The organism is Bacillus sp. COPE52 (genome assembly GCF_003355115.1).
GTDB classification, from domain to species: domain Bacteria; phylum Bacillota; class Bacilli; order Bacillales; family Bacillaceae_G; genus Bacillus_A; species Bacillus_A toyonensis.
The window spans coordinates 1,071,025-1,086,556 of the sequence record NZ_CP031292.1 but is presented as its reverse complement, the minus strand read 5'-3'; the positions used below and the strand labels follow the sequence as shown (position 1 = coordinate 1,086,556).

Here is a 15,532-nt window from a genome sequence, read left to right as displayed (position 1 = left end):
GAAAAAGCAACCACCAATTGATGAGTATAACAACATAGTGAAGTCATCATGAAATGGGGTGTCCATGTTGGACAATGAAATTTACACATAACCAGATCATTTGTTTCATTTTCGAAACGGGGTGTCTCCGAAAGAGCATATACTGTTTTAAAAAATAAACAATTTCATTTTAAAAAGATTGCAATTCATTTCACTTGAAAATGGGGTGTCTACGGCAGAAACTTTAGCCGATTTACCATGCATTTCTTAAATAAATGGGGTGTCTGCGAAACGTAAATTACGATAATGCTTTTTCAATCCCTCTTCAGAAAACAGGAAGCTGAGTCAGCTTCCTGTTTTTCGTGTTTGTTCTCTTATGTAATTATGGTAAAATACGGCTAAGGATATTTGAAAGGATGAGATCGATGAATCATACAGCAGACAATTGTATTTTTTGTAAAATCATTGACGGGCAAATCCCTTGCTCAAAAGTATACGAAGATGAACATGTGCTTGCATTTTTAGATATTAGTCAAGTAACAAAAGGACATACTCTTGTTATTCCGAAAGTTCACAAACAAGACATTTTTGCGTTAACGCCAGAAATCGCATCACACATTTTTTCTGTCGTTCCAAAAATCGCAAATGCGATTAAAGCAGAGTTTAATCCAGTTGGCTTTAACCTACTTAACAATAACGGTGAAAAAGCTGGACAAACTGTGTTCCACTTCCACCTTCATTTAATTCCACGCTACGGTGAAAACGATGGTTTCGGTGCCGTTTGGAAATCACACCAAAATGAATATACAATGGAAAATTTACAAAACATCGCAAGCACAATTGCAAATAGTGTGAAATAGTGACACTATAAGAAGACGTAATACATAACAAGCCGATTCCCCGAAGTAATTACATATTGCAAGGCTTGTTTCTTCACTCCATATACCGGGGTATACTTTTCTGTGCATAGCGCACTTACAAGAAGGAAAAGTTCTCTTTTCTTTCTCTTGTTTTAAAGATATGCATACTATTTCACATCATGAATACGAACGAAAAATAAGGAGGTCTCTTTTTATGTCAAAAGCTAAATCCTTTATTACAGGTGTCCTTTGCGGCGGAGCAGTTGCTGGATTAGCAGTTCTTTTCTCTACTCCTTCTTCTGGCAAAGCCATGCGCGGCAAGTTAAAAGAAAAAGGAAATGATATTAAAAAGACTTTAGCTGATATTACAGCTGATACAAAGTTATTAAAGCGTCAAATCGTTGAAACTGCTTCAGAAGGTAAAGAAGTGTTTCAAGAATTAAAAGACGACATGCAAGACACGCTTTCTAACTGGAAACAAGATATTTCTCAAAACAAGCGCCATATTGAAAAAGAAATTTTGGACATTCAAAAGTCAATTGAGAAACTACAAGAAGCTGTTCCAGAAAAAGCGTAAACAAATTCCTGCTTAGTTTTTGCATATAACAAATATTTTTTATATAAATTGACCTTAACACGGCATATCACATAGATATGCCGTGTTTTTATGCATTTACAATATATGTTAGCCATTAACATGTAAGGACAACACATGTACTCACGACTCATAAACCGCTTCCATAGTTATGCATGATTTGTATAGAATGTCATTTTTTTAAAAAATTTTCACAATTCTCACAAAAAGACTTTATTAATTTTTATTTTACTGGCATAATAGATAGTAATGAAAAAGAATGTTAAAGTGGGTGAGTAAATGAAAAGTGGAGAAAAAGATTACTCGGTAAAAGAAGCGATGATTTTCAGCCAACGCATTGCTCAATTATCGAAAGCGTTATGGAAATGTGTAGAGAAAGATTGGCAAATGTGGATTAAGCCTTACGATTTAAATATTAATGAGCATCATATTTTAACAATCGCTTATCATTTAAAAGGGGCTTCTATTTCTGAGATTGCTAAGTTTGGAGTTATGCACGTATCAACGGCGTTTAACTTCTCGAAAAAGCTTGAGGAACGCGGCTATCTTGTATTCTCGAAAAAAGAAGATGATAAACGAAATACGTACATTGAAATTACAGATAAAGGGGAAGAATTACTACTTCGCTTAATGGAGGAGTATGACCCTGAAAGTAATTCAGTGTTTAATGGGGCTCTTGCACTTCGTAATTTTTATGGGAAGTTCCCAGAAAATATCGAGCTGATTGCTATCTTGCGCAATATTTACGGACAAGACTTCATCGATATTTTTGAGAAATCATTAGAAGATATTGAGGAGAATTTTACGGAATCCGATCAGAAGTTAGTTAAGAAATAATCTATTTATTTTTTCGCACTCATGCGTAAGAATTCATTCATAAGTGGGTTAAATAAACCTTGTTTTGCTAGCGCTTCCGCAGTTTCGTTTACTTCGAGCTGATGTGGAAGCGCTTTTTCAAATTGATCTAACAGCGCATCGAACAATAAAAGGCCTTCTGCTTTCTCCGCTACATATTGTTCGTTCAATGTTTCACAAAGTTTCAGTATACGTTCAATATCTTTTTTACGAGCTTTTTTCTTTATGATTAAAGAATAAAATGGACACTTTTCTTCATCAATCATTTTAAATAGTAGGTCTACGTAGTATTCAGCTTGTTCTAATCTTCTAACAACGTCCATTTTCTCCCTCACTTTCTAACACAAAGTCTTCTATTTCTGAATTTTATAACACGAACAAAATATCGTATGATACAATATATAAAGTATATGTATTTTAGCCAAAAGGAGGTCTCGCCTCATGACACTTATAACAGTTGTTTTTGTCGCATTCGCACTTCTTGTTATATTTTACACGAATTCCATGACACATACACTGTGTGAACGAAAACAAATAGCTGCGAGCCGCCAGCCCGGTGTCTTTCGGGTTATTAATGTATGTATAACAATTTTATTAATTTCTAGTTATATAGAAATTATATTTCATGGAAAGTGAGGAAGGAAAGCCCCTTCCTCACTTTTTTCCTCTATAAGCAAATTATACCTACTATAACCAATAAAATAAACAGTACAAGTAATAAAATAAGTTGAGAATTCATCCCCATCCCCTCCTCTATTCTGTATATGCGGCATACGCCCAATATGGCACACTTTCAAAATCTGACACGATATGGTTAATTTTTCTTTATCAATATGAAAACGAGTCGAAATATGATATATTAAACTTTGTACATATTGCTTATACTATAGAACAAATAACATTCATCAAAACTTTATCCTCAGCCTCGGTAAGCCCTGTTAAGCGCGCTTTAACAATATAAAAAGCAAAAGTATCAGTGAGACTTAATCGGGCTCTTATGAACTTAAGTTCATTGGTGTAGGATAAATTAAAAATACATAATAGTAGGAGTGTTTATCGAATGAAGAAAGCTATGCTTGCCTTAGCAGCAACAAGTGTAATCGCATTATCAGCATGTGGAACATCATCATCAGACAAAATCGTTACATCTAAAGCTGGTGACATTACAAAAGAAGAATTTTACAATCAAATGAAGACACAAGCTGGTAAACAAGTACTAAACAACATGGTTATGGAAAAAGTACTTATTAAAAACTACAAAGTAGACGACAAAGAAGTAGATAAAAAGCTCGATGAAACGAAAAAACAAGTTGGTGATCAATTCGATACACTGTTAAAACAACAAGGTATGAAAGAAGAAACATTTAAAAATATGTTACGTGCTCAATTAGCTCAAGAAAAAGCAATTGAAAAAACAATCACTGATAAAGAACTAAAAGAAAACTACAAACCTGAAATTAAAGCAAGCCACATTCTTGTAAAAGATGAAGCTACTGCGAAAAAGGTTAAAGAAGAACTTGGACAAGGTAAATCTTTCGAAGAGTTAGCGAAACAATACTCTGAAGATACTGGCTCAAAAGAAAAAGGTGGAGACTTAGGATTCTTCGAACATGGTAAAATGGTTAAAGAATTCGAAGATGCTGCTTATAAACTGAAAAAAGATGAAGTAAGCGAACCTGTAAAAACACAATTCGGTTACCACATCATTAAAGTTACAGACATTAAAGAGCCAGAAAAATCATTCGAACAATCTAAAGCAGACATCAAAAAAGAACTAATTGCGAAGAAAGCACAAGATGGCGCATTCATGAACGATCTTATGATGAAAGAAATCAAAAAAGCTGACGTAAAAGTTGAAGATAAAGATTTGAAAGATCTTTTCGAAGAGAAAAAAGCTGACGAGAAAAAAGAAGAAAAGAAATAATGAAATAAAAAGCTCGGGCTTAGGCCTGAGCTTTTTGTATACCCTCTTCTCTCGGGAGTTATATCCAGATTCGATAAATGAAATTATATAGTTGGTCCTCTGAATGAATTATATCAGCGATTTTTCAAATATATCGACCGCAACTTCAATTATATCGGCGATTTTCGAAATATATCGACTTACCGACAACAAGCGTGACTCCCTCTACAAAAACAAAAAAACCTTGATCCACGTAGCATGGAACCAAGGTTTATCTTATTATCATTGATTAAATGAAAAAACTATGTTAAATTAGTACAGAAACACATTTCATAAAATAAAAGGAACGTAATTATCCGTATCTTAATTTTACACCAAAACACATCTTCAGTCAACCTCTATTTTTCACTTTTAAAGGAGTGCTACCGTATGAAAAAAAAACTTGATCTAGAGCAAAAACGATTGGATACCGTGATCGAAACGATTACGCAGCAAATTGATAAACTGGAAAACGAAACTGGCAGACGCCGGGCAGAAGTAATCAACATCCGTAAACACTTTTGGGATGACGTTAAAGTGAACACGGATACTTTTGATGATTATCTTGAAACAGTTATCAACTTAAGGCAACAAGCTCAGTCCCTTGCTGTCACACAAATTACACATAAGCACACTTTCAATCGACTTGCCGCATTAAGACGCATGCATAAAGCACCTTATTTCGGACGAATTGATTTCAAAGAAGAAGGAGAATCTGCTGCAGAGCAAATTTATATCGGCGTAGCCACACTTACCGATGCTAGCGGAGAAAACTTCCTCATATACGACTGGCGTGCACCTATTTCGAGCGTTTATTACGACTATCCACCAGGACCAGCTGAATACAAAACACCAGGAGGCGTAGTTCGCGGTAATGTGGAGAAAAAATTACAGTACATTATTCAAAATGGCGAGATTGATTCTATGTTCGATACGAGCCTTACAATTGGCGACGAAATTCTGCAACAGGCGCTTGGAAAAGGTACGAATAAACATATGCAAAGTATCGTCGCTACGATTCAGCGCGAGCAAAATGAAATTATCCGTCACGATGAAGGGCGACTCCTTATCGTGCAAGGAGCTGCTGGTAGTGGTAAAACGTCAGCTGCCCTGCAACGCATTGCCTATTTACTATATAAATATCGCGAATGGCTAAAAGCGGACCAAATTATTCTCTTCTCCCCTAACTCTATGTTCAACAGTTACGTATCTAATGTACTGCCAGAACTCGGCGAAGAAAATATGCAGCAAGTCACATTCCAAGAATATTTAAACCATAGACTAAGTAAATCGTTTGATGTTGAAGATCCTTATGAACAACTAGAATATATGCTAACTGAAACGAATAGCCCTGCTTATAAAACGAGAAATGCGAGCATTCGATTTAAAGCATCTACTCAATTTTTCGAGATGATTAGAGCGTACAGACAATCTCTTGAATCTTCAGGCATGCTATTTAGAGGAATGAAATTTAGAGGGAAATTGATTGCCTCTGCTAAAGAAATTACAGAGCAATTTTATAATACGGATTCCTCCCTCCGCTTCCATAATAGAATCGAGAAGTTAACGGATTGGCTAAACAAACAAATAGACGCAATCGAAAAAACAGAACTGAAAAAGCCATGGGTAGAAGAAGAAATTGAATTACTTAGTAAAGATGAATATCAAAAAGCTTATAAATACTTACAGAAAAAAGGCGAGTTTGAAGATAACTCCTTTCATGATTATGAGAAAGAAACGAAAGTACTTGGACGTATGATTGTCCGTAAAAAATTGAAGCCGCTTCGTAAAGGCATTCAAACATTACGTTTCATCAATTTTACAGGCATATATAAACAACTCTTCACAGATGCATCATGGGTTACTGGAGAAAAGCCGAAAGAATGGGACGACATTTGCTCATTAACTGTGAACATGCTTGATGAAGGAAAATTATATTACGAGGATGCGACTCCATTTTTACTTTTAAAAGAACTAATTGAAGGCTTCCAAACGAATAGATCGATTAAACACGTACTCGTAGACGAAGCGCAAGACTATTCTCCGTTTCAGTTCGAATTTTTAAAACGTCTCTTCCCTGCCGCAAAAATGACGGTACTCGGAGACTTTAACCAAGCGATATTTGCCCATGCGAGTGAAACAGTGAACTTCAATACACTTACTAGCTTATACGGACCAGATGAAACGAACGGCATCAACTTAACTCGTAGCTATCGTTCCACAAAACCGATTATTGAATTTACACGTGCTCTCATACCGGAAGGAAAAAACATTCACGCATTTGAACGTGACGGTGAGAAGCCTACAGTAACGAAAGTAGCGAATGATATCGAACTGCACGACTGTATTTCTTCCAAAGTTGCTGAACTTCAAAAACAACAGCATAATACAATCGCAATTATATGTAAATCCGCAGCTGAAAGTGCCGCTGCCTACGAAGCACTTAATCATATCGAGAATATTAAACTCGTGAAAAGTAACTCCGCCGAGTATGAGCAAGGCATTGTCGTGATCCCGGCTTACTTAGCGAAGGGTATCGAATTTGACGCTGTTATTATTTATAATGCTTCTAAAGATATGTACAGTGATGAGAGCGTTCGTAGATTGTTTTACACTGCTTGTACGCGAGCTATGCATGAATTACAACTTTATAGCGTTGGCGAGGTTAGTCCTTTTATACTCGGGGCTGCTTCAGAGAGCTTTGAACTTATTACAACACCTTGATACGAATCAAGGTGTTTCTTTTTTATGCAGGATTTACAACTTTAAAATAGAATATATCATTTTAGAAAAAAATAAGGAGTGGAAAAATGAATCATTATTTCATTGCTATTTATGACGGTGAGTTTCCTACCGAAAAATTACATACCATTTTACAATTGAACCCCACTTTTATTGATTTAAACGTCCGCACCATTTCAATTTCATCACCAAGACCTTTCACATTAGTAGTTGGAGAAGAAAACGATGCACTCACAACTGGACTTACAGATAAATACCACTTATTAACGAAGGAATTACAAGCACTTGAGCAGCAAGAAAAGTACTACTACGTATACGATTATAAAATTAGAAAGACCATCGAGAATCCTACCGAAAAATGCTTTCCATTAGCAAAAATCAATATAAGCGTTACGAATTTCCATCAGATGATTCAAAAAGTAAAAGATTTAAAACGCCCTGTATTTGCAGGGTATAAAATCATTTCTCATGATTCGGATATACTGACAATTGATGTACTTCTTTCTTCTCATTTATTAGATCCTAACACTTCTGAAAAAGATGCGGAAGAGTACGCCTATTTACAACAACTAGCTGAATCAATCTCTCGTTCTGAATTATGTACTTCTATTGAAGCGAGTTCACTTATTTAAACACGAAAAGAGGGTTATTTCTCATAACCCTCTTCTACTATCTATTTACATTTGTACTTAATCATAATAATGCATTCTTTTATATGCAACTTATATAAGTATCAAGGTGTTTTTCTCATTCTAAACGACATATCTTTACGTCGATATATACTCAGCACAATACCCATTATAAATGCATGAAACAGAGTTGGTACTAATCCATAACTAATAAAAGGTAATGATATAGAAGCACGCGGTAATAATCCTAAGATCATGCCAACGTTACAAATAAAATGGATTACAAAAAGAGTCACTCCGCCAACGAGAAGTAATTTACCATAACCATCATTTATTTTATAAGCTATGTTCATTATCCTTACTGCAAAAAGAGAAAGAATAATGACAAGAAATAGCGCAAGCACATATCCATAATAGTAAGTCAAACTAGCGAATACAAAATCAGTATGGGCAGCAGGGATAGACTTTATATTTCCATATGTACCAAACCAACCTGCCGACGACATCGCCTCTTTTAAACGTAAATACCATAGATCATGCTCTGGGTTTAACATTCCTAAAATTCTAGCTATCCGGTATTCTTTTACAGCAGACCAGGAAAATAAATCCCTAATAATAAAGAGAAAAATCGGTAACATCGTAATGAGCCATGCCGTTTTCTTTCCTAGCTTACTCCACCAAAGCATAACGAATACCATCGTAATATAAATATAAATTGGCACCATAAATGATGTAGTTAAAAATAGATATAAAGAAAATACGTACAACATGAGCAGATGTATAAACTTTAATCTACTGTTATTAAAAAATGAAGCCCAGGCTAGAAAAAAGAATGGTATTGTCATTAAACCGTCAATTTTAATGGGACCAATTTTTATTAACGCTTCCCCATTCACAGAAATAGTCGGAAAACATTTTATAGCTAACAAGATAAGTATTCCAATTGTATAAAACAGCCACCCGAGTCTCTCTAACTTCCGATAATCAAATAGCATCATCCCAATAGCTGTTGCAATGCCGAGAATCACAAAAATCACTTTATTTAGTAGTAAATCATTCGTATGTCCAAGAGCTATAATTGGCAAAAAACCTAGCCCCATCGCAGCCACTAATAAACCAATTAAGAACCAATCAACCTTTGGCTTATGTAGTTTATTAAGTTCCTGGCCAAGCTTGATTGGACTTCCCATTTGTTCAACAGCCTTATCTTCAGCAACTTCCTCACTTAACCCTTTCTCTACCCACATGTTCTTCGCCTTTTTCAAATGAAAATCTAGTTCAGTTGCCACAAAGCTCTTTGCTTCTTTTGATTTAATATGATTGGTAACTTCGCTTACAAAACGCTCCCCTTTTTTATTCAATTCCGCCTCACTCCTGTACTAAGCCTTTTAATATAAATCGTGCCTTCGTAGCATTCTTCTCAGCCTTTCGCAGCATCTTGTTTCCTTTATCATTTAATTGATAATATTTAGCTCCTTCGTAATCCCAGCTAGATTGGATAAAGCGATTCTGTTCTAGACGATGTAATAAAGTGTATAGAGATCCTTCATCACCTTCGAATTTTTGAATTCCTCTCCCACGTAGTAACTGCATCAATTCATAACCTGTTTTTTCATTCATAAGAAGTTGCAACACTGCTAAAAGGATATCTTCTTCCTTTTCGGACGATTGATTGATTTTTTCGCGCACCCGCTTTCGATGCTGATCAGAAAAACTCAAATGTTTAAAAGTTGTATTCTCCATTGATTTTCGCAAGCCTTTTAATCGATCTTCCATTTGATTATTCCTCCAATCCTTCCTTCAATAGTTCCTTCGCTTTTTTCAGTCTTGTTTTTATCGTGTTTTCTTTCACGTCTATTACAATAGCAATCTCTTTAATTGATAATTCTTCATAATAAAATAGATAAATGACTTCTCGATATTTTATCGGTAAATTCATTACTGCAGAAGCAAGCCTACTATCCTCTGCATTTTGAATAACAGTTTGTTCCACACTTTCTTTTTGACTCTCCATATACGTAAAGTCATCCTCTGTAACGATAACTCTTTTGTTATACCAACTTTTTAAATAGTCCTTACAATGATTAATCGCAATTCTCCATAACCATGTTTTCACATTCGAATTTCCTTTATATGTATGAAGAGATTTATAGCATTTCACAAATATATCTTGCGTTAAATCCTCCGCAACCTCTTTATTATTCACATATGAATACACAAGCTGCAGGACTTCTTGTCCATACTTGTTCATTATTTCGTCGATAAGGTCCTCCTTATCTTCTATTTCAAACGCTTCTATCGTTAATTCATCCACATCATTTCCTCCTTCCCATATATTAGACGACGCACTGTATGGAAAAGTTTTATAAATTCATAAAAAAATACGGCTGGCAATGTCCATACCGTTTTTTATGAATTTTTATTTGCTTATTGTCCCCACGCACTAATGCTCTGCTTAAAGACAGGAATTTTCATCCATATATCTTGTTCCCTATTTTAAAACATAATACAATTAAAATGTAACTTAATAAGCTATAACTAGTAGGTGTGGTAATCATCTCTTCCATTTTGAAAAAAGGGGGGAGGTGATAAAATGATCGCGATGTTTGTAATCAAATTAGTGTATGGTATCCTAACCGGAGCTGGCGTTGTCATCGGTAGAAGATACGTCGGTCCGTGGCTAATTTCTGTATACAAAAAAGCGAGAACCACCCTGCTTCGTGGAAAAGGTAAGGGCGGTTCTCGGCTAAAACGTTAATGTAATTGTCTTATAACCGCACCTACTACCACCACAATAGCAAGTTAGGTTACACAAGGCAGAAGTTTCTCAGGCTTCTGTCTTTTTTATTTTATGCAAAATTCACACTAAATACTCTATCATCATTGTAACACATTTTATTTATTTTTAGTCAAGAGAAAAACCACCTAAAGGGCTCCCCTTCAGGTGGTTCTCTATTTTAAGCTAACGCAGCTGCCTGCTCTTGTTGATCCACAGGAATGACAGCGTCTGTTAATGCTTTTTCTAATTCTGCTGTGTATTTCATTTGCTCTTCTTTGCTCCAGCCTAGTTTCGCAGCCATGTAGTTGATTACTGCTTCTTTCCACTCGTATACCCAGTGGATGTTGAAGAATACAGCACCTCTACGGCGTACGAAGAAGTCTACTGGTTTTGCTGTCATTTCGTAATCCATTGCGTATACAAGTGGGATTAGAACGTCAAGCGGCATGTTATATTCTTTTGCTTCGTCTTTATGTTTTTTCGCTAAGTCAAATAGTACGTCAACGTTAGAGCCGTAGAATTTCGCGAACTCTTCTGCTTGTGCTTTCGTTAAACCAGATTTCGTACCTTCGTCTGCTTTTTTCGCAACGAATGCTGGGAATCCATGTGAACCATCTACATGTCCACCAGAGATTGGCATATGTTTCGTGTCACTCTTCGGATATGCACTATGACCTTCTTTTTGTAGTAAGTTCGTTACGTAGTCTACTACCATTTCAGCCATTTTGCGGTATCCTGTTAATTTACCACCTGCGATTGTAATTAAACCAGATTCAGAAGTCCAAATTTCATCTTTACGAGAAATTTCAGATGCATTTTTACCTTCTTCATAAATTAATGGACGTACACCAGCCCAGCTTGATTCAACATCTTTTTCCGTAATTTTCACGCTTGGGAACATGTAGTTAATCGCATTAATAATGTATGTGCGATCTTCTGTTGTCATGTGTGGTACAGCTGCATCTTTATCATAGAACGTATCTGTTGTACCTACGTATGTTTTTCCGCCACGAGGAATCGCGAACACCATACGTTTATCTGGTGTATCGAAGTAAATTGCTTGACCTAATGGGAAACGTTTTTGATCAATTACTAAGTGAACACCTTTTGATAACTGAAGTACTTTTCCTTTTTTCGAGTTATCTTTTTCACGAAGTGTATCTACCCAAGGACCAGCTGCGTTTACAATTTTCTTACCGTAAACTTCGTACACTTCTCCGTCTAGTAAATCGATTACACGTACACCGCATACTTTTCCATCTTTATATAAGAAACTGTCTACTTTTGCGTAGTTAACAGCTTTCGCACCATGCTCAATTGCTTCTTTCATTACTTCAATTGTAAGACGCGCATCGTCTGTACGATATTCTACGTAGTAACCGCCGCCTTTTAATCCTTCTTTTTTCACAAGAGGCTCTTTGTTTAATGTTTCTTCACGGTTAAACATTTTTCTGCGCTCGCTTCGTTTTACACCTGCTAAGAAGTCGTATACACGAAGACCAATTGATGTACTGAATGATCCGAACGTACCGCCTGTATGGAACGGAAGTAACATCCACTCTGGTGTTGTTACATGGGGACCGTTCTCATATACGATCGCACGCTCTTTCCCCACCTCTGCTACCATTTTCACTTCAAGTTGTTTTAAATAACGTAGACCACCGTGTACAAGTTTCGTAGAACGACTTGATGTACCTGCTGCAAAGTCCTGCATTTCAAACACAATTGTTGATAACCCGCGTGTTGCCCCATCTAATGCAATACCAGAACCAGTAATACCTCCACCAATTACGATCACATCTAACTCTTGTTTATTTACTCCGTTTAATACGTCTTTACGTTGTTTACTTGAAAATTTCATGGTAATTCCTCCCTTTGATAACGAAAAAAGAGACCACGAACTCCGCTATAGATTTCGCCTCTATAGCGTGTTGTGGTCTCTCCAAATCTCCTACCGAATTATTAACTTGTCATCATTATAACACTGTTTATGATTATTTGAAAGCTTTTGTTGCTTCAATTGCTTTTTTCCATCCAGCATATAGCTCTTCGCTTGTTTCCGCTTCCATCGTTGGTTCAAAGCGTTTGTCCATATGCCACTGCGCTTTAATTTCATCTTGGTTTTTCCAATATCCAACCGCAAGACCTGCTAAGTATGCTGCACCTAAAGCTGTCGTTTCATTGATCACTGGACGCTCTACAGGAACTTCTAAAATATCACTTTGGAACTTCATTAAGAAGTTATTCTTAACTGCTCCGCCATCAACGCGTAATGTATTTAGTTCGATACCTGAATCTGCTTCCATTGCACAAAGTACATCTTTCGTTTGGTATGCTAAAGATTCTAGCGTCGCACGAATGAAGTGCTCTTTCGTCGTACCGCGCGTTACGCCAAACATAGCGCCGCGTACTTCACTATCCCAGTAAGGTGTTCCGAGTCCTACAAATGCTGGTACAACGTATACACCGTCAGTTGATTCAACGCGTGATGCGTACACTTCACTCTCACTTGCATCTTTAAACATGCGCATTCCGTCACGTAACCACTGAATTGCAGAACCTGCTACGAAAATACTTCCTTCTAATGCGTAGTTTACTTTACCATCTAAACCCCATGCAATTGTTGTTAATAGACCGTGCTCAGAAGCTACTGCTTTTTCACCTGTGTTCATTAACATGAAGCAACCAGTTCCGTAAGTATTTTTCGCCATACCTTCACCGAAACAAGCTTGTCCAAATAATGCTGCTTGCTGATCACCAGCTACACCTGCAATCGGTATATTTTGACCGAAGAAGTGATAATCAATTGTTTCACCATATATTTCAGATGATGGACGTACTTCAGGAAGCATGCTCTTTGGAACTGTTAACATGTCTAGAAGCTCATCATCCCACTGTAAGTCGTGAATGTTAAACATTAATGTACGTGATGCATTTGAGTAGTCTGTTACGTGCGCTTTACCACCAGATAGTTTCCATACAAGCCACGTATCAATTGTTCCGAATAATAACTCACCGTTTTCTGCTTTTTCTCTTGCACCTTCAACGTTATCTAAAATCCATTTTACTTTCGTACCAGAGAAGTATGCGTCAATTAAAAGACCTGTTTTTTCACGAACCATTTCGCTATAACCTTTTTCTTTTAACTCATCACAAATCTCCATTGTTTGACGAGATTGCCATACGATTGCGTTATAAATTGGTTTACCAGTCGTTTTATCCCATACAACCGCTGTTTCACGTTGGTTCGTAATACCGATACCAGCGATTTGCTCTGGTTTTACATCCGCTTCACTTAAGCAAGTTGCGATAACTGCTAAAATAGATCCCCAAATTTCTTGTGCATTATGTTCTACCCAGCCTGGCTTTGGAAAATGTTGTGTAAATTCTTTTTGAGCTGAATGAACGATTTCCCCTGCTTTATTGAAAAGAATTGCGCGTGAGCTAGTTGTTCCTTGGTCTAATGAAAGAATATATTTTTTCATATCGGTTTCCCCCTATGCTACTTTTCTATTATTTGTAGTGCTTCCACTTTTTTTACTTTTCATATATGAGATTGCTAGTACAACCACAGTTGCAATAATTACATAAATAAGTGCTGAATTTTGTTTTCCTTCAAATACAACTTGATGGAATAAACCTGCAAGTGATCCACCTAAAATCGGACCAACTACCGGAATCCATGCATACTTCCAGTTTGAACCGCCTTTTCCTGCAATCGGAAGGAAGAAGTGTGCAATACGCGGACCTAAATCACGAGCCGGGTTGATTGCGTATCCTGTTGTTCCACCTAATGATAAACCAATACTTACAATTAAGAAACCTACGATAAATGGATTTAATCCATCCGCAAATTTATTTGCTCCAATTGCTAATATACCAAATACTAAAACGAATGTTCCAATCATTTCACTTAAAAGGTTTGCAAATGTGTTCGGAATTGCTGGACCTGTTGCAAATACGCCTAACTTTGTTCCTGGATCTTCTGTTTCTTTCCAATGTGGTAAGTAGTGTAAATATACGATAATTGCCCCGATAATTGCCCCAATCATTTGTGCTGCGATATAACCTGGTACGTCACTCCATGGGAACGCTCCCTTAAATGCTAGTCCTATCGTTAAAGCTGGATTCAAATGTGCCCCACTAATTGATCCAACCGCATACGCTGCAACCGCTACTGCTAAGCCCCAGCCCATTGTAATTACAATCCAACCAGAATCTTTCGCAAACGACTTCTTTAAACTTACACCCGCACAAACGCCGCCACCAAGTACGATTAACAACGCTGTCCCTATTAATTCCCCTAAAAATGCTGACATAAAATCCCTCCACAATCAATTTAAATGCTTTCAAATGTGATAGAGGTAAAATGAATGGCCATTCGTTTTTTTCAAAAGAAAAAGATCCACAGCTTACACGCTTCTATATAAAAGTATATAGAAACAATGAAATGTGGATCTCTTCTTTTCTCCGTCACGTTTATTAACTTGTCTATAATGTTAACTGTTAATGAAAGCGGTGTCAACAGAATCTTTTCACATTTTCGTCACTTTTTTTGGTAATGTTTCCATAATTCTTTTTTCGATGTCGTAATCGCTGTCGCACCAGCATGTAAAGCTCTTTCAACATCCTCCACAGTACGAATAAAACCACCCGCTAAAATCGGTACACCTGTACGCTCTTTTACTTCAGCGATCACATCCGTTAGCGCACCAGGAAGCACCTCTATATAATCCGGTTTCGTCTTTTCTAACAAATTACAGCTCTTTTCCATCGCACTAGAATCAATCAAAAAGATGCGTTGAATGGAGACGACACCCTTTTGCTTCGCCTTCATAATTACGCTCGCCTTTGTTGACAATAACCCGTACGGTTTATATTCTTGGCATAAAAACTCCGTCGCATGCCCATCACTTTGTAACCCATGGATCAAATCAACATGTAAAAACACCTTTTTACCGTGTTGCTTCGCGAGTGAAACAACACTCTTCAATTGACCAACATGAATATCTAAAATAACAATATATTCATACGAACTATGTAATAGCTTTTCCAAGTCTTTAATTTGCCTCACTGCTGGCAAAATCTTTTGTTCATGAAATTCCATTCTAAATGTCCCCTTCTTTATATCATCCTATCCTTTATAGTACA

16 protein-coding genes are annotated in these 15,532 nt (G+C 36.7%); 8 read left to right on the top strand and 8 right to left on the bottom strand.

The features are described 5' to 3' along the window. The first annotated feature begins 404 nt into the window (after window positions 1-404). The 3 genes from DPQ31_RS05410 (at window position 405) to DPQ31_RS05400 (ending at window position 2,271) form a co-directional block, all read left to right on the top strand. The gene (locus DPQ31_RS05410; protein ID WP_001016840.1) at window positions 405-839 is read left to right on the top strand and encodes an HIT family protein; all 435 of its coding nucleotides are present in this window, start codon (window positions 405-407) and stop codon (window positions 837-839) included. Window positions 840-1,053: 214 nt separating this feature from the next. Further along, a complete protein-coding gene (locus tag DPQ31_RS05405) occupies window positions 1,054-1,416 on the top strand; it encodes a YtxH domain-containing protein (RefSeq protein ID WP_000030306.1) in 363 nt (120 codons plus the stop codon). A 297-nt stretch (window positions 1,417-1,713) separates the two neighbouring features. Beyond that, a complete protein-coding gene (locus DPQ31_RS05400; RefSeq protein WP_000834919.1) occupies window positions 1,714-2,271 on the top strand; it encodes an HTH-type transcriptional regulator Hpr in 558 nt (185 codons plus the stop codon). Window positions 2,272-2,276: 5 nt separating this feature from the next. Here the strand turns inward: DPQ31_RS05400 and DPQ31_RS05395 are convergent, their stop codons facing one another. Further along, window positions 2,277-2,612, bottom strand: a complete 336-nt coding sequence (locus DPQ31_RS05395; RefSeq protein ID WP_000383648.1) for a DUF1878 family protein — start codon at window positions 2,610-2,612, stop codon at window positions 2,277-2,279. A gap of 118 nt (window positions 2,613-2,730) precedes the next feature. On the opposite strand from DPQ31_RS05395, the gene DPQ31_RS05390 reads away from it, so the two are divergent. The 4 genes from DPQ31_RS05390 (at window position 2,731) to DPQ31_RS05375 (ending at window position 7,605) form a co-directional block, all read left to right on the top strand. Next, window positions 2,731-2,925, top strand: a complete 195-nt coding sequence (locus tag DPQ31_RS05390) for a hypothetical protein (RefSeq protein ID WP_208731652.1) — start codon at window positions 2,731-2,733, stop codon at window positions 2,923-2,925. A gap of 424 nt (window positions 2,926-3,349) precedes the next feature. Continuing rightward, window positions 3,350-4,213 (top strand): peptidylprolyl isomerase PrsA, encoded by an 864-nt coding sequence (gene prsA, locus DPQ31_RS05385; protein ID WP_097953162.1) that lies wholly within the window; start codon window positions 3,350-3,352, stop codon window positions 4,211-4,213. 408 nt (window positions 4,214-4,621) lie between these two features. After that, window positions 4,622-6,955, top strand: coding sequence for an RNA polymerase recycling motor HelD (gene helD / locus DPQ31_RS05380; protein ID WP_208731651.1), 2,334 nt, complete (start codon window positions 4,622-4,624; stop codon window positions 6,953-6,955). 86 nt (window positions 6,956-7,041) lie between these two features. Continuing rightward, window positions 7,042-7,605 carry a hypothetical protein gene (locus DPQ31_RS05375; protein ID WP_098225916.1) on the top strand — a complete coding sequence of 188 codons (564 nt, stop codon included), beginning with the start codon at window positions 7,042-7,044 and terminating at the stop codon, window positions 7,603-7,605. Window positions 7,606-7,706: 101 nt separating this feature from the next. On the opposite strand, the gene DPQ31_RS05370 is transcribed toward DPQ31_RS05375, so the two are convergent. The 3 genes from DPQ31_RS05370 to DPQ31_RS05360 are packed head-to-tail and all read right to left on the bottom strand — an operon-like array spanning window position 7,707 to window position 9,916. Then, on the bottom strand, window positions 7,707-8,963 hold the full coding sequence (locus DPQ31_RS05370; protein ID WP_208731650.1) for an FtsW/RodA/SpoVE family cell cycle protein: 1,257 nt from the start codon (window positions 8,961-8,963) through the stop codon (window positions 7,707-7,709). Between the two features lie 7 nt (window positions 8,964-8,970). After that, complete coding sequence (locus DPQ31_RS05365; RefSeq protein WP_000390179.1) at window positions 8,971-9,378, bottom strand: PadR family transcriptional regulator; 408 nt, start codon at window positions 9,376-9,378, stop codon at window positions 8,971-8,973. A gap of 4 nt (window positions 9,379-9,382) precedes the next feature. After that, window positions 9,383-9,916 carry a sigma-70 family RNA polymerase sigma factor gene (locus tag DPQ31_RS05360; RefSeq protein ID WP_097958800.1) on the bottom strand — a complete coding sequence of 178 codons (534 nt, stop codon included), beginning with the start codon at window positions 9,914-9,916 and terminating at the stop codon, window positions 9,383-9,385. A gap of 279 nt (window positions 9,917-10,195) precedes the next feature. Here DPQ31_RS05360 and DPQ31_RS05355 point away from each other — a divergent pair, with 279 nt between their 5' ends. Continuing rightward, window positions 10,196-10,360 (top strand): hypothetical protein, encoded by a 165-nt coding sequence (locus tag DPQ31_RS05355; RefSeq protein WP_000561154.1) that lies wholly within the window; start codon window positions 10,196-10,198, stop codon window positions 10,358-10,360. A gap of 199 nt (window positions 10,361-10,559) precedes the next feature. Here DPQ31_RS05355 and glpD read toward each other — a convergent pair whose 3' ends face one another. From glpD to glpP, 4 genes are all read right to left on the bottom strand, one after another. Beyond that, window positions 10,560-12,242: an aerobic glycerol-3-phosphate dehydrogenase gene (gene glpD / locus DPQ31_RS05350; protein WP_000672820.1), complete on the bottom strand. Its 1,683-nt coding sequence runs from the start codon at window positions 12,240-12,242 to the stop codon at window positions 10,560-10,562. Window positions 12,243-12,375: 133 nt separating this feature from the next. Continuing rightward, window positions 12,376-13,866, bottom strand: a complete 1,491-nt coding sequence (glpK, locus tag DPQ31_RS05345; RefSeq protein WP_000759975.1) for a glycerol kinase GlpK — start codon at window positions 13,864-13,866, stop codon at window positions 12,376-12,378. Between the two features lie 12 nt (window positions 13,867-13,878). Further along, window positions 13,879-14,700, bottom strand: coding sequence for a glycerol uptake facilitator protein GlpF (gene glpF, locus DPQ31_RS05340; RefSeq protein WP_208731649.1), 822 nt, complete (start codon window positions 14,698-14,700; stop codon window positions 13,879-13,881). A 227-nt stretch (window positions 14,701-14,927) separates the two neighbouring features. Then, complete coding sequence (glpP, locus tag DPQ31_RS05335) at window positions 14,928-15,488, bottom strand: glycerol uptake operon antiterminator GlpP (RefSeq protein WP_000394289.1); 561 nt, start codon at window positions 15,486-15,488, stop codon at window positions 14,928-14,930. Between the last annotated feature and the right edge of the window lie 44 nt (window positions 15,489-15,532).